This is a genomic window from Paenibacillus sp. FW104-T2, assembly GCF_058789975.1.
This window is the reverse complement of the sequence record NZ_JBYTCE010000043.1, coordinates 1-15,568: the sequence shown is the minus strand read 5'-3', so window position 1 is coordinate 15,568 and position 15,568 is coordinate 1. Positions and strand designations below refer to the sequence as shown.

General features: G+C 43.6%; 11 protein-coding genes. 9 read left to right on the top strand and 2 right to left on the bottom strand.

The genetic code is table 11. From position 1 onward, the window contains the following. Positions 1 to 288: 288 nt before the first annotated feature. On the top strand, positions 289 to 3,747 hold the full coding sequence (locus AC3WQ3_RS28405) for a glycoside hydrolase family 2 TIM barrel-domain containing protein (protein WP_492474348.1): 3,459 nt from the start codon (positions 289 to 291) through the stop codon (positions 3,745 to 3,747). Between the two features lie 162 nt (positions 3,748 to 3,909). Here the strand turns inward: AC3WQ3_RS28405 and AC3WQ3_RS28400 are convergent, their stop codons facing one another. Both AC3WQ3_RS28400 and AC3WQ3_RS28395 read right to left on the bottom strand, forming a co-directional pair. After that, entirely contained in the window at positions 3,910 to 4,356 is a 447-nt protein-coding gene (locus tag AC3WQ3_RS28400; protein WP_492474347.1) for a hypothetical protein, read from the bottom strand. Positions 4,357 to 4,393: 37 nt separating this feature from the next. Next, positions 4,394 to 5,938 carry a stalk domain-containing protein gene (locus tag AC3WQ3_RS28395; protein ID WP_492474346.1) on the bottom strand — a complete coding sequence of 515 codons (1,545 nt, stop codon included), beginning with the start codon at positions 5,936 to 5,938 and terminating at the stop codon, positions 4,394 to 4,396. Between the two features lie 176 nt (positions 5,939 to 6,114). Between AC3WQ3_RS28395 and AC3WQ3_RS28390 the strand changes: the two genes are divergently transcribed. The 8 genes from AC3WQ3_RS28390 to AC3WQ3_RS28355 all read left to right on the top strand — a co-directional run. Next, positions 6,115 to 6,594: a DinB family protein gene (locus AC3WQ3_RS28390; RefSeq protein ID WP_492474345.1), complete on the top strand. Its 480-nt coding sequence runs from the start codon at positions 6,115 to 6,117 to the stop codon at positions 6,592 to 6,594. A 376-nt stretch (positions 6,595 to 6,970) separates the two neighbouring features. Beyond that, positions 6,971 to 7,450 (top strand): hypothetical protein, encoded by a 480-nt coding sequence (locus tag AC3WQ3_RS28385; protein WP_492474344.1) that lies wholly within the window; start codon positions 6,971 to 6,973, stop codon positions 7,448 to 7,450. A gap of 145 nt (positions 7,451 to 7,595) precedes the next feature. Continuing rightward, positions 7,596 to 7,811 carry a hypothetical protein gene (locus tag AC3WQ3_RS28380; protein WP_492474343.1) on the top strand — a complete coding sequence of 72 codons (216 nt, stop codon included), beginning with the start codon at positions 7,596 to 7,598 and terminating at the stop codon, positions 7,809 to 7,811. Positions 7,812 to 7,823: 12 nt separating this feature from the next. Continuing rightward, the gene (locus AC3WQ3_RS28375) at positions 7,824 to 8,438 is read left to right on the top strand and encodes a hypothetical protein (protein ID WP_492474342.1); all 615 of its coding nucleotides are present in this window, start codon (positions 7,824 to 7,826) and stop codon (positions 8,436 to 8,438) included. 144 nt (positions 8,439 to 8,582) lie between these two features. Continuing rightward, entirely contained in the window at positions 8,583 to 9,941 is a 1,359-nt protein-coding gene (locus tag AC3WQ3_RS28370; RefSeq protein ID WP_492474341.1) for a WXG100 family type VII secretion target, read from the top strand. Positions 9,942 to 9,958: 17 nt separating this feature from the next. Continuing rightward, entirely contained in the window at positions 9,959 to 10,450 is a 492-nt protein-coding gene (locus AC3WQ3_RS28365; protein WP_492474340.1) for a hypothetical protein, read from the top strand. Between the two features lie 233 nt (positions 10,451 to 10,683). Continuing rightward, complete coding sequence (locus AC3WQ3_RS28360) at positions 10,684 to 13,821, top strand: DUF3427 domain-containing protein (RefSeq protein ID WP_492474339.1); 3,138 nt, start codon at positions 10,684 to 10,686, stop codon at positions 13,819 to 13,821. Between the two features lie 173 nt (positions 13,822 to 13,994). Then, a partial coding sequence (locus tag AC3WQ3_RS28355; protein ID WP_492474338.1) for an ATP-binding protein occupies positions 13,995 to 15,568 on the top strand: 1,574 nt, incomplete at its 3' end.

Genomic DNA, 15,568 nt, shown 5'->3' with positions numbered 1-15,568 from the left:
TCATTAGACTGATACTTTATATAGGTATAAAGGAATATCCATATGTTCAAATATGAACGCACGGCTGAACATGAGTAGAGGCCAACAAGCCCCCATAGAATTAGTAATGTGGTTTGTTCATATAATCTCACCAAAAAATGCATGAAATTAACGTACATAGAAACCATCAGATGATATAATCGGTTGGAGTATTCATGTCACGTCGAACCTTTTTTCGAAAAGGTTATCGGCGAAAGTCGTCATTTTATGTAACCGCAATCATAAATCACACAGAAAGTGAGAATAGCGATGAACCAGAAAAAGCTTTTTAATGATGGATGGCAATTTGCGAAAACCAAACTGGATGTTACGGACCCTGCGGGACTGGCATTCGAGCCTGTGGAGCTTCCCCATGACTGGCTGATCTACAATACGCTCGACCTGTACGAAGACAGCATCGGGTGGTACCGCAAGACTTTCCCGTACACGAAGGATGATCAGCAGCTTCTGCTTTGTTTTGATGGCGTTTACATGAACTCTTCCGTATATGTGAACGGCCAGCTGGTCGGGGAGTGGAAATATGGTTATTCCGCGTTTGAACATGAAATCACGGATGCTTTGGTGGAAGGCGATAATGAAATTATCGTAAAAGTGGTGCATCAGAGTCCGAACAGCAGATGGTATTCCGGAGCCGGAATTTATCGCAATGTATGGCTCAAAACGAGAGACCGCAATCATATCGTAACCGATGGCATCTACGTATCCATCAAGCAGCAGCCAGCGGGCTGGCAGGTTGAACTGGACACGGAGTTGAATATCGATCAGAACGCACAGCTTGTGCATACGATCCGATATGCGGGTCAGGTTATTGCGACAAATACAGCGGCGGTTACGGCGGCTGCAAGCGGAGATACGGTAGTAACGGATCGTCAGCAGATCGTGGTGGAGAACCCAAAACTGTGGAGCACGGATGAACCGAATCTGTATGAACTGGTTACGGAACTGCAAGTGGTGAATGCGGACCAGCATGTACAGACGCTTGAGTCGGTATCGCAGCGAATTGGTTTCAGGGACGTCCAGCTCGATCCGAACGAAGGTTTCCATCTGAATGGGGTCAAGATGAAAATGAATGGTGTGTGTGAACACCATGATCTAGGCGCACTTGGGGCGGCTTTCAACCTGACGGCACTTCGCAGAAGGTTCAACCTGCTGCGGGAGATGGGCGTCAATGCGATCCGGACCGCGCACAATATGCCTGCCAAGGAGTTCATGGAGCTCGCAGATGAGATGGGCATGCTGATCGTCTCGGAAGCCTTCGACATGTGGGAAAGATCCAAAACGCCTTATGACTACGCGAGATTTTTCCCGGAATGGGCACATACGGATGTGAAGAGCTGGGTGAAGCGTGACCGCAACCATCCAAGTCTGGTCATGTGGAGTATCGGGAATGAAATCTATGATACCCATGCGGATGAACGGGGACAGGAAGTAACGCGAATGCTGATGGAGTATGTACTGGAATTCGATCCAAAAGGCAATGCAGGCATAACCATCGGTTCCAACTACATGCCTTGGGAAAATGCGCAAAAATGCGCGGATATCGTGAAGCTGGCAGGCTACAACTATGCGGAGAAGTATTACGACAAGCACCACGAAGAGCACCCGGACTGGATCATCTACGGTAGTGAAACATCATCTGTGGTGCAGAGCCGCGGGATCTATCACTTCCCGTTCGAGCAATCCATCCTGGCAGATGATGACGAGCAGTGCTCCGCACTGGGCAATAGCACGACAAGCTGGGGTGCGAAGTCTGCAGAATACTGCATTTTGGCCGAACGGGATCGGCCGTATTCACTAGGGCAATTCCTGTGGACAGGGTTCGATTATATCGGAGAGCCGACGCCATACCATACGAAGAATTCATATTTCGGACAGCTGGACACAGCGACGTTCCCGAAAGACTCCTACTATATCTATCAAGCAGCCTGGACCGATTACAAAACAAGCCCGATGGTGCACCTGTTCCCTTATTGGGATTTCAGCCCTGGTCAGCTGATTGATGTACGCGTGTGCAGTAATGCGCCGAAGATCGAATTGCAGCTGAACGGCAAGACGATCGGAACATATGATATTGATCATGCGAACGGAACCCAGCTGGTCGGCTGGTGGAAAGTGCCGTATGAAGAGGGCGAGCTGAAAGCGATCGCTTATGATGAGAACGGGGAAATTATCGCAACGGATGTACAGCGATCCTATAAGGACGCACAGAAGGTTCGTCTGCAATCGGATAAAGAGCAGCTGCAAGCGAACGGGACAGATCTTATTTTCGTGGAAATTCAAGTGGAAGATGAAGCGGGCAATCCCGTGCAAAATGCAAACAACCGTGTACAAGTTCATGTGACAGGTGCAGGACGACTACTTGGTCTGGATAACGGGGACAGCACGGACTATGATCCGTATAAAGGTCTGAGCAGAAGATTGTTCAGCGGCAAGCTGATGGCAATCATCGGGGCAACACATGAACCGGGCAGCATTCGGATCGAAGTGACCTCCGAAGGACTCCAGGGTGCAGCAGCCGAGTTCGAATCGAAGGCAGTGGATGGCGAAGTCATGAGTGCGTCCGCATCCGTTGCGACTCAGGGAAAAACCGTGTTAACCGAGAACGAAGAACGCCCAGTCCTCACCGGACGTGCGCAAGAGATTCCTTTGCGAAAAATCGAGATTATCAGTGAAGCTGGACAAGCCTTCGATCCGTCGATCCAGGAGATGGTGGTTACCGCCAAGCTGTATCCTGAGAACACGTCGTACCGTGACATTGAGTGGGCTGTGGTCAACGATGCCGGTATTGAGTCCAACATTGCGAAGGTCGAAGCGAACGGTCTGGAAGTACGCGTGTCGGCGCTGGGCGATGGCGAATTCCGCCTTCGTGCAACGAGCAGCAATGGTACGGACAAAACAAAGCTGATCTCGCAGCTTGAATTCAAAGCAACGGGTGTGGGTACAGCCTACAAAGATCCGTACGGCTTCATTACTGGTGGATTGTACGATTACACCAAAGGCGATGTCGGTAACGGCAACGAACGCGGTGTAGCGACAAGTCGTGATGGGGAGACGCATGTCGGATTCCGTAATATCGATTTCGGACCTTACGGCTCCGATATCATTACGATTCCGATCTTTGCACTGTCGAGCGAGGATTATTTCCTGCAGATCTGGGAGGGCATGCCGGATGAGGAGGGCAGCACGCTGCTGGCTGACGTGGTTTACCAGAAGGAATCCAGATGGAATGTATATCAGGAAGAGACGTACCAGCTGTCCAAGCGGCTGAGCGGCATTACGTCAATCTGTTTTGTGCTGAAGCAGAAGATTCATATCAAGGGCTTCTCGTTCGAGCGTCAGAGTCGTGCATTTGAGCAAAACACGGCCGCTTCCTGCGACCATCTCTACGGCGATACGTTCTCGATCCAGGATGAGTATGTAGAGGGGATCGGTAACAACGTATCGCTGGAGTTCGAAAATATGGACTTTACGGCAGAAGGCACATCGAAGCTTGTCATCTATGGCCGTTCGCCGATTGATAAAAACACGATTCATATCCGCTTCGCAGGCGAAGCTGGACAGAGCAATCAGCTGGTCGAGTTCACGCACTCGGAAGGGTATGAGGAGCGGGTATTTGAGCTTGAACAGGTGACCGGCATGCAGAAGGTGACCTTTATCTTCCTGCCGGGAAGTCAGTTTGACTTCGGATGGTTCCGATTTGAGAAGTAAGTGGTTTTAAGAAATACACGGCCTTATAGTAGAGTAAATTTTTAAAAATAAACTATATAAGTAAATTAAATCCCCTTCATGCTGTGTGATTTAAGTTCAAATGAACCTAAACCGCATGCGTGAAGGGGATTTTGGTATGTAAAATATATGGAACGCGAATGTTTAACGGAATTGCTCCGCACGTATAGAGAGATCCATGTCATGCCCTATTCTGCTGTAGATGTATACCTTGACACTAGTGTCTTGTAAGGCAAGCAGATTCACGGTCTTTTCGCTGTTTTTGCTGATCGTGGTTTCCATAGGCTCACTATAGTCGTCGACATACAGGTTCATATACATGGGATGATTAGTATGATTTTCAATGATAATGTCTGCAAGTGTTCCATTGTCAGCAGCCATCGTGAAGCTGCCGGTGTATGCTGTACGGCCTTGATGATGAGTCTCAAGGATGAGAAGGGCATTCGGATCGGGCTTTACTGATTCTTCTGCAGCATTGGCTACCTTAGATGACGGCTCAGCAGAGATTCTGCTTTCCGCATCCAATTTATTTATGGGCATGAGCAGGACAGAGAAAACGATACCTGCACCCATAATTTTTTTTAACCACATTATAATAATCCTCCTGTAATAATGAATGATCTCGTTGCTACGTATCACTTTGGATAGTTAGCTTGCTTGTCTCTTCATCCCAGTTCACAGTAAGCCCCAAGGCCTCGAATACTTCAAAGGGAACAGTGGTCGCACCTGAGTAATTACCAATTGGTTCTGGTAATGAAATGGATTGTACTGTAGAGGAAGAGACTGATTTCACGGTTGCCTCCGTCTCGTTGGGACGGATTGTGACGGTACGATCTTCATATTGCAATGAATAAGCTTCGACGAGTCCGTTTACCTGGTTCATTTCAAATGCTGCCCCAATCGTTGTAGCTACGACTCTGACTGGAAGTTGAATGGTATGTTGGGTTTGGACTGCCGAATACGTGGACTGGAGCAGAGCATTGTTAATATACACATCGATGCCAAGCCTGGCCTGAACGGGTCGGTAAACCATGCTTCCAGATGATGTTGCAGGTGCGCCAGCTTCCTGATACTTGTCACTTCCCCAACCCCAGACGGTTCCATTGGAGGATAAGGCAAGACTGTGGTGATACCCTGCAGAAATATCGGTAATACCCGACAGATGCTTAACTCTGCCTTCTTTGCCTGTAACCGTACTCCCGTAGCTGTACACCTCACCCGAAGTGGTTAAGAGCAGGATATATTGCGAATTCCCGTCCATTTGCTTCACCTTGAGGTCGTCATGTAGAAGAACTGGTTTGCCCTTTTCCCCCAGGCTCCACACGTTCCCGTTCTGGTCCAGTACAAGCAGGGAGGTATCTGTGCTTGTGATTGATGATATGTTGGACAGACCCTTTAACTTGGCTGGTTTGGATGGGGGGTTATCTGGTTGGCTTGGTTCATTCCATGTCCACAGGGAGCCATCCTTCTTCAAGGCATAACCTTGTTGGCCGGATGATCCTACCTGAATGATGTCTTTCAATCCGTTTACTGCGTGTGGAAGGTGTATAACTTTTGAATCGTTTCCTTGAGTCCCATGGCGCTGCCATGACATAACGGTACCGTTCCGGAGAAGAGCAATATTGAAAGAACCGGTCACCACATCCTTCGCAGAAGAGATGCCTTCGACTTGGTAGGGGAGTGTACCAGCGCCCCATTCCCACACAGTTCCATCTGCCTGAACCGCTGCATTAATCCCACCTCCTGCAGCTGAAATAGCTGTAACATTCGAAATTCCCGGAATGCGAATGGGACTGGACGTATGGCGGTAGCGGATGTCTTCACTGACACCAAGCTCTCCGAACATATTGCGACCCCAAGCCCAGACGGAACCGTCACTTCGCAGTGCGATCGTATAATAATGAGCCCCCTCCACAGCGGTATAGTGAAGTTTGTTTTCAGTGATTGCTGCGGTGGTATGTACCGTAGAAGTACCGTTGGGAGGCAGCGGAGTTGTTGCTGCGTATGATATGGAGCCATGGCCCAGTCCCGTTAATAGGGTTGTGGTCAACCAAGTAGAAGCGACCGCCAGGCGCCAACTACGCGCAGGTTTACCTTTTACAGGGGGATCGGGTGGTATGAAGGAAGTTTGTTCCGGGTTAGTTCTATGATCAGATGGCTCCGGCCAGCTCATGAAATCGCCTCTTTTTCGAGTGGGTTAGGGGACTGCTGTTTTTCTACCTTTCTAAACGCTCTTGGGAGTGATGAAGTTACAGAGAAATGATAAAATGCCTATATATTGAAAATATTTTAGATCTAACTATGTGAATCGATGGACCATTCAGGTAAGGGAGAAAAGGAGGATGAACGATGAAGTTTAATGAAGATGTACTATGGAATCAACTGCAGGATGTGAGGCAATTTACGCTGGAAGTGTGCGCCTCTGTGGATGAAGGACAGGTTCATGATGTACCGAAGGGATTCAATAACTCCATTCTGTGGAATGTGGGACACATCATTCTGGACCAGGATATATGGTTTCACTATCTCATTGCTGATGACTCAGAAGTGCCTGCGGACTATGCGAAGTTCTTCGGTTATGGGACAAGCCCGGCAACGTGGGATAGTACACCCCCATCCTGGACTGAATTGATGGAGCGTCTAAAGGTGCAACCAGACCAATTGAGAAACAAATTTGCAGGTCGTCTGGAAGAGCCGCTGCTCCGGGAGAGCGAGTTAGGCATGAGCACAATCGGCGAAGTGATTCCGCGTACGCTCTATCATGAGTGGTACCATCTGGGGTACATTCAATCTATTCGCAGATGTCTGAGTGTATCTTCAGTGGGTTGAGGCCTATATATATATAAAATTGTGGATGGGAAAATCCTGTGCAGCAGAGTAGACAATAAGAAAGAGTTAACTCATGGTGATCATGAATTAACTCTTTTTCAGTTCCAGTGTATATGGTGGAGCGTGATTGCTGTTCCGGAGGTGCTGATTCGTCAGACACTTGAACTGCAAAGTACAGTATGATGGGGAGAATGAACACAACAAGGCCGATAATTACAGCAATGATGATACTTCTTTTGTTCAAATGGACAGGCTCCTTTCTTGAAATGAGGTTTTAGCTTTTTTGGAACTGTAACATATATTAACCAATGTATAAGGTGTTGTAAGAGTTTTGATTGATGAGGAGATATGAAATTTCAAGAAGGTTGGTTGAGAAATGAATACAGAGTTCCTTTATACCAAGCCATATGTTTGTGGAATTATAGATGATACTGTAGTGGAGTTGGAGTCTTGGTTTCTAGATGATTCAAGAGATAAGATGGAACAGGAATTAAGAAGCATTTCTCTAACTGACCTAATTATTAAGTTGATTAATATATTTAAAGGCGGCGAACCGAATTATCAAGTTCTCTTAAGCTTATTAGGTAGGAAAATGGATAAGGAAGTTCAAGAAAACAAAAATGTCTATAGTTTAAGAGAGATTTTGCGTTCTGAAGAAGACATAAAAAGAATTGAGATAGAGATTGATAATAAGAGCCTAAATATTAAACAAGTGAGGATTTATGTTAATTTGATTTCATTTGTTGCTTTAAAAAAGGAGGAAATTATAACAAACGTCGATGTTCGCACTGAAAAAACAAATGGTACTCTCTCCTTGTTTATCCAAGATAAGTCGATCACTCTAGTTGGAGTGTAATTATAGATGGAAATTGAAAAATTCTAACACTGTGCGTGAATTAACACAATCGAAAGATAAAAATAATCATATAAAGTACGTGCAAATATTTATAATGTAAAAACGCTCTATCCAGATACGCATCGTTAGGAAGGGAGAGAACACTTTGGAGAGTAAGATGACAGATGTAGAGATATTAAATCGAGTAATTAAAGGAGAGGTAGTGGGTTGTCCTTTTTGTGGAGAAATATTATTTTATCAAACAGTAGAGCAGGGACTACCTCCGGCAGTGATCTGCCCCAATGGTGACTATCGTCTGAAAATAAATATTACCAGTGGAAATCTGCTAGATAGACTAGATTTAAATGGCAAGGAAAAATAGTATCGGTGAGCGATGCAGGATGGTGCTCAGAACAGAAGATATCTACAAGAGAAATGGAGAAGGAACGTGTCATTTATATTAATTGAAAGAGAAGATAAGCCTGTTCGATTGCGTGGAAACCGAGTGATCCCGTCAACAATAACGGTTCACAACAAGGAGGGTCTCATTATAGGAGACTATGTGGGCTTCAGAAGTGGACTTCAAGTTAAACTGATTAGCTATGGAGGAGTGATTTTGGCTGCACCTGAAGCTAAATATGCATACAAACTTGGAAATTTGATCCCTGCTACATTGAGTGAGGAAGTAGTTTATTGCCCTGCCTCCGAGTTGTTTGTGAGGGAGGAGGAGTTGCCTACAGTGCGAGAGTATTCTTTTTCTGTCATACATACGGAAGATATGAACCAAATGTACGACGAGATAACAACATCGATGTGGATACCAGGGAATATTTACGTGGGACAAGAACAGGAGTTGTTATCTTGGATAAAAATATCAACTCAAGAGATGGTGGTCATTGGCATGATAATATCAGGTGAAGACCGTGATGGGGCTGTGGTCTTTGTTCCCACAATGGATTCGTCTAAGATCATTTCAATTCGAGGAATTCATGAATCAACATCTCACTAAAATTTAATAAATGATTGTCAGAAGCATCCCCTCCAGTGTGAAGACTGATAGAATTCTAGATAAAGACTTTATTGTTTGTATAAGAGGCATTCTTGAAAATTGTTGTTGTGGTGATGCTTCAAGCAACAAGATTAGATAGCAGTAATGAAGCATGTGTGCATTAATGCGAAAATTACATTTTATAGAATGTTGCTCAACTACTGTATAACCTTAGAGAAAATGAATCCCTCGTTTGATTCCAATCCTCCTTCTGACTTGTTAAAATTTAGGTATAATATACAATACGGTCAGGTTGGCGGTGAAGATGGAATGCAGCGCATTGAGGTTCATCCCGATGTATTAGAGGAGAAAGCGCGGCTTGTTCAACAGAAGAAGCAGGAACTGGAGCGGATCGTCTGGGAACTGGAAAAATCAATCTACCTGTTGCAATCTGATTGGTCGGGTGTTACAGGGGAAAAATTCTTTTGGGACTTTATGCAAGTGAAAGAAGTTTTTCCTACGACACTGAGTCTGTTAAATGAAATTCAGGAGTATTTTAACTATGTAGCGAATAATTTCAGGACAACTGATGGCTCAGGCGAGGTAGCCCTGTACATTCCTGAGGAGCTTAAACAGACCTTCGCTAAGGGACTAATTGATAAATCAATTGGAGAAACCGTAACAGGATTAGGGCAGACGCTGGAAGCTTTTATCTATAGTCCGTTAAGTACTGCGGGCAGTTTGGCTTACGCCTTCACTCTGGGTAGGGCGGTTGATGCAGGGCGAGGCATTAAGTTTGCTTGGGATGCATATTGGGGAAACGGTACGGCCAGGTCCGATGTGGAACAATTTGTTGAAGAGCAGAAGAAGCAGGTCGATCAGGATGGACTTGGTTATTACAGCGGATCGATGGCGGGTCAGGTGCTGGCCTATGCTTTATTTGGCAGATCACTTCATTCTGTTGAGAATAAGCATAGTGATGTGGGTGGAGCAGGAGGAGGTAAGCCTGAGGCTGGGAAGGGAAAGACAAGCTTTAGTGCGAAAGAAGTGATTGCGCCTTCAAGTGGAAAAGCAATTAAAGTATACACCGATGAGAAATCTATTATCCCAATCGATAAGATTGAAAAATACATGAGGGGCAAAGTTAATGTTAATATTGAAGAAGTGACTAAGGAACTGCGAGAATTAAAACAAATGAGACAGTCACAAAGAAAAGTTTTTGATTCAAACCCAGAAAATGCTGAACGCATTAAACGCCTTGAATCAATGAAGCACAATTACGAACGTTCACAAGATATGGGAAGTAAACTTGAATTTATTGGTCTTGGTGATACTAAAGAAAATAATGAAGCAATCGCTAAACACCTGTTGCAGATAGGCGAAGGAATTACACCAGATAATCGGATGGACTTCCCTAGCGTACTAGAAGGTACGGATGGAAAGGTAAAAGTCCTATCTACATGGAGTATAGTCGAGGGTAAACCTTATTTATCTACTATTAAGATAATTCCAATAAAGAAATAATTATGGAGGTGTAGCATTTGGAAAGTGAAGAAATGGCGAAAGCACTCGATCGTTCGATAAACTATGAGACTTATATTCAAAAGATGAATGTCAAAGAATTAATTGAACTCATTGATAGTTTGGAAAATTTGGATGAAGTAACTACTGCATTGTCTGAACTAGCAATAAGGGACAAGGAATTAGCTAAATTTCATTCTTTAAAAATATTGGAGAGTGATTTGGGGGACGAGTTCCTTCAGGCCATGGCTTTTAACTTGTTGTATGAAGCTGATAATGAGAAAGCTAAGGAGACTGCTAACAGTAAATTAACGAAAGCACCAGCAGCATTGTTAGGAGCAATTATGGATAGTTTAGCATCCGATAGTTTACAACCCTTTGGAAAATCACTTTCACCTAGTTTCCTCAAAACAATTCAACAGAGATATTTAGAACTGACTGATTCTGAAAAAAAACGTATCTTTGAGAATTATGATTGGTTTAAAGAATCATTTGAAGAAAAACTGAAGTAGCATATTGAGTTAATGGGTTTATTTAAATGCTTCTAGAAATATTCACATCTAAGAATTAAGTAATGAGTAAGCACTTCTACCAAGAAAAGAGTAGAGGTGCTTTTTGCTCTGAATTCAAAACAACTAATGAAATCTTCCACACGTTGGACGATAATATAGTAGAAACATTATGTAGCTCTAACCTGTACATACAGAATATCCACAACCATCCTACACCCACACGAGGTATATTCATGAAACAAGGCATATATGAACAGCTTATCAACACCATCACCAGGCAGGAGATTTCGGCACTAGATCCGGATGTGTATAACATTGGGACTGAGAAGCTGGATGCAGAGGAAGCACGTAAACTGCTGTCTACGTATTTGGCCGCGGTGACCCGAAGAGCTCTGAAGATTGTGAGAGAACAGACCGAAGATAGCACAGCAGTACTAGCACAGATCCGTACATGTAATAAAATTATCGCTACGTTAAAAGAGACGCTGGGGGAAGAAGAATATAACGAATTGCAGTTGGATGAGCAAGGGGAAGTGCTGACCCATGTGTATTCCAAGCTGAACAATATTCGAGCCGTACGGGATTCTAAAATCATTCGCCCAGATACGCCTCTCGCTCAAAGCTCATTATTTACTGGTGCAAAGTCTGAGCCGAGTATGCTTCTGGAGTTGCAAAAAGAGATCGTGACAGCAGACCGGATCGACTGGCTCGTGTCTTTTATCAAATTCAGTGGGCTTCGCCTACTCTGGGAACAACTTCAGCAATTTACATCTGGTGGCGGGAAGCTGCGCATCATCACGACGACTTATATGGAAGCGACCGACCTTAAGGCCATTGTCGAACTCAGCAAACTGCCCAACACCGGAATACAGATTTCATATGATACGAAGGTTACACGATTACACGCTAAAACGTACATTTTTCACCGTGATACCGGATTTACGACCGCCTATGTAGGCTCTTCCAATCTGTCCAACCCTGCACTGACAAGTGGTATGGAGTGGAACCTCAAGGTGACGGAGAAGGATTCACTCGATGTGTTGCGCAAGATTGAAGCGACTTTTGAGAGTTACTGGAACGACCGTGAATTTACAAAGTATGTGGCTGAGAATGAGAGGCATGAAGCGCAGCTGAAGGCGGCTTTGAATCGTAAAAAAGATAACCTAAATGCATTCCACCTCGACATCCAGCCCTACGATTATCAAAAAGAAGTGCTGGAGCAGTTGTACGCGGAGCGTACACTGTATGGGCGAACCCGTAACCTAATCGTCGCTGCCACGGGTGTGGGCAAAACGGTTATCTCTGCTTTCGACTATAAGTGGTTTCTGGCAAGCTGCACGGGAGCCAAAATTCTTTTTGTCGCACATCGAGAAGAAATCCTGAAACAAAGCCGTGATACGTTCCGGTATATCTTGAAGGATATGAACTTTGGTGAGCTGCATGTGGGGAATCATCAGGCACAGGTGCTTGACCATTTATTTATTAGCATTCAGAGCCTTAACTCCATGAAGTTGACAGAGATCACAAGTCCGGAGTTTTACGATTACATTATTGTGGATGAGTTCCATCACGCTGCAGCACCTTCGTACCAGAAGTTGTTGTCTCACTACGAGCCGAAGATTTTATTAGGTTTAACTGCTACCCCTGAAAGAATGGATGGCAAAGATATTACCGCCTACTTCGATCATACGATTGCTGCCGAGATTCGTCTGACCGACGCAATTGATCGGAAGCTGTTGAGCCCGTTTCAATATTTTGGCGTAACCGATACCGTCGATCTGTCCCAAGTAAAGTGGTCACGTAAAGGGTATGACCTTAATGAACTGGAGAAGCTGTATACTCACAATAAAATCCGAGCCACTCAGATCATCCATAGCCTGAACAAATACGTAACTGATCTTGAAGAGGTCAAGGGACTCGGGTTTTGCGTAGGGGTGGATCATGCACTGTATATGGCAAAAATCTTTAACGAAGCGGGCATTCCATCCATGGCCCTGCATGGCGGGTCGAACGAACAGGAGCGTCATTCTGCGAAAGGGCAACTGGTGAGCGGGGAACTGCGAATGATCTTTGTGGTTGACCTATACAATGAGGGCGTGGACATTCCGGAAGTGAACACCATTTTGTTTTTAAGACCTACCGAGAGTTTGACTGTATTCCTGCAACAATTGGGTCGCGGATTACGTATGGCAGAGGGCAAAGAGTGCCTGACCGTGCTCGACTTCATCGGGCAAGCGCATCAGGAGTACAATTTTCAGGACAAATTCCGGGCCCTGATCGGCACAACCAAACACTCCATCTCGCACTACGTTGAGAACGGCTTCTCGAATCTGCCTCGCGGCACTTTCATTCAGTTGGAGAAACAGGCAAAGGAATACATCATGCGCAACCTCAAGCAGATGAGCCGTAATCGCAGAGCGTTGATCCAGAAGCTGCAAACGTTCCAGCAAGACACCGGATTGCCGCTGACGCTGGCTCATTTTGTGGAACATCACGGAATGACACTTTATGAATTTTATGGCGGGCGTTCGGGAAGAAGGTATTTCCGCGGTATGTTGGCCGAAGCTGGATTGACAGAGCCTATCGAGAATGAGCAAGAGGAATATATCCGCAGAATTCCATCTGTGCTGAAGATCAACTCCCGAAGCTGGCTGACGTTCCTGATCGACTATATTGAAAAAGGGAAAGAACCCACGACCGCTGATGAACGGCGCATGTTGATCATGTTCTATTACACCTTTCATCGGGCTGCACCTGAGAAGCTGGGACTGAACAGCATCGAAGACGGTGTGCAGCGTGTGCAGTCTTGTGAGGCATTCCGGGCAGAGCTTGTGGATATCTTCAAATATAATTTGGCTCATCTGCGATTTGTGGATAAAGCAAATTTGTTCCCATACACTTGTCCACTGGATACCCACTGTATGTACTCTATCGACCAAGTGCTTGCTGCATTCGGCTACTGGAATGCTGAGCAATCGCCCGCCTTCCGTGAAGGCGTGAAATATTTTGCAGATGAACAGACTGATATCTTCTTCATTACGTTGAACAAATCGGATAAGGATTTCTCACCATCCACATTGTATGAGGATTATGCGATTAACGAACGTTTATTTCATTGGCAGACACAGAGCCGGGTGTCGGAGCATACGGCTACCGCGCAGCGGTATATCACTCATCGTGAGGCAGGCAACCGGATTGCGCTGTTCGTGCGGGAGTATAAGGAGGAGCATGGCTATACGTCTCCATTTGTCTTTCTGGGAGAAGCCGATTACGTAAGTCATGAGGGGAATAAGCCGATGAGCTTTGTGTGGCGATTGCGGGAAGAGATGCCTGCGAAGATGGTGGCGGTTGCGAATAAGTGTATTGTTTAACATTAATGTGAAAAGTGCTTAGTATGTAATGCAGCTTTTGTTTAAATTTGTGTTTTATGGTGGAAAGAAGTGGTCATTTGTTAGATAATAATTCTGTTAGACTATTATAATCAAATAGATTAGTCAATTAGGACTATAAGAAAAAGACATTATCGATTATAAAGGAGATAACTATGGCTAAAATTCCTTTTAATGTACATGCTTATACAGCTCGATTAATTGGTAGAGAAAACGTTTCTAAATTAGAAGGCGCAATACTTGAACTTATAAAAAATACATATGATGCAGATGCATCTTTATGTGTATTATATTTTGAAAATTCAACTAATACATTGTACATAGCTGATAATGGAAGTGGTATGAAGAAAGAGATAATCGAAAAACACTGGATGACTATAGGGAACTCTTCAAAAAGAGAGAAATTTGTTACTGAGAAGGGTAGAATTCAAACAGGGGCAAAAGGAATTGGGCGGTTCGCATTAGACAGAGTATCTGATGTATGTCAAATGCTAACAGTTACTCATGATACAAAATATGAATGGAATGTGGATTGGAGTAATTTTAATGGTGGTGGAACGATCACTCAAGTGTTTGCCGATCTAGATCCTGTAGATTATACAATTCATGATTTTTTTTACAGAGCAAAAAATGAAGAGTTAAAAGAGTTGATTAAATCAAAATTCACTGGAACTGGGACCGTTTTTAAGTTGAATTCTTTACGTGATGAATGGTCTAATAGTTTGGTCCAAAAAATAAAAAATAATATTGCAACTTTAATTCCACCTGAAATGGAAAATATATTTAAAGTTTATTTCTTTTGTGAAGATACAACAGAAAAAAATGCCAAAGTGAGTTTGAATGATGGTCTGTTCTCTTACGATTATAAGATTGAATTTAATGCTGATTTAACAGGGAATGTAAATATAAAACTTTTTAGGGAAGAATTTGATTTCAGAGATAAGTTTGACTTAGTTACACAAGAAGCTGGATTCTCAGATAAGGATAAACAATACTTCCAAGGAGAGCCCATAGTCTTAAATAGAAGTTTAGGAGAATTACTGCCAAGTAAACAAGAAAGTACTTCTAATACTATAGGATTGTTTTCGGGAGTTTTGTACTATTCAAAATTATCTGCTCCAAAAACAGAAAAAGAAAAATATTATTACAAGGATTTTTCTAGCAGGAAAGATTATAGAGAAACATTTGGCGGAATAAAAATGTACAGAGACAATTTTAGAGTACGGCCCTACGGGGAACCTAATAGTTCAAACTATGATTGGCTACTTCTATCAAATAGAAAAGCTAAATCGCCAGCAGCCATTTCTCATCCTACTGGTAAGTGGAGGGTTAATTCTGATCAAATACTAGGATCTGTTTATATTTCAAGGACTAATTTGACTCTACCTGATCAAGCAAATAGAGAAGGTATAGTTGAAACTAAAGAATTTTCTCAGTTGAGAGAGGTTATTGTCGAGATTGTTAAATTATTTGAAACAGATCGCCAGTATGTATGTCGGATATTAAATACTTATTATGAAAAAAATCATTATACTGAAATAATTGAAAATGAAATTTTAAATAAAGCAAATAAAGATGAAAGAAATAGGCAAAAAAAGGGTCCTAGTTCAAAGAGAGAAACATTTATTGAAGTTTCAAAAGTCAAAACTGTTATTGATAGTAAAGATAATAAAATTAAAGATTTAGAAGATGAAAATAGATTGTTAAGAGCTCTTGCTACGACAGGTAT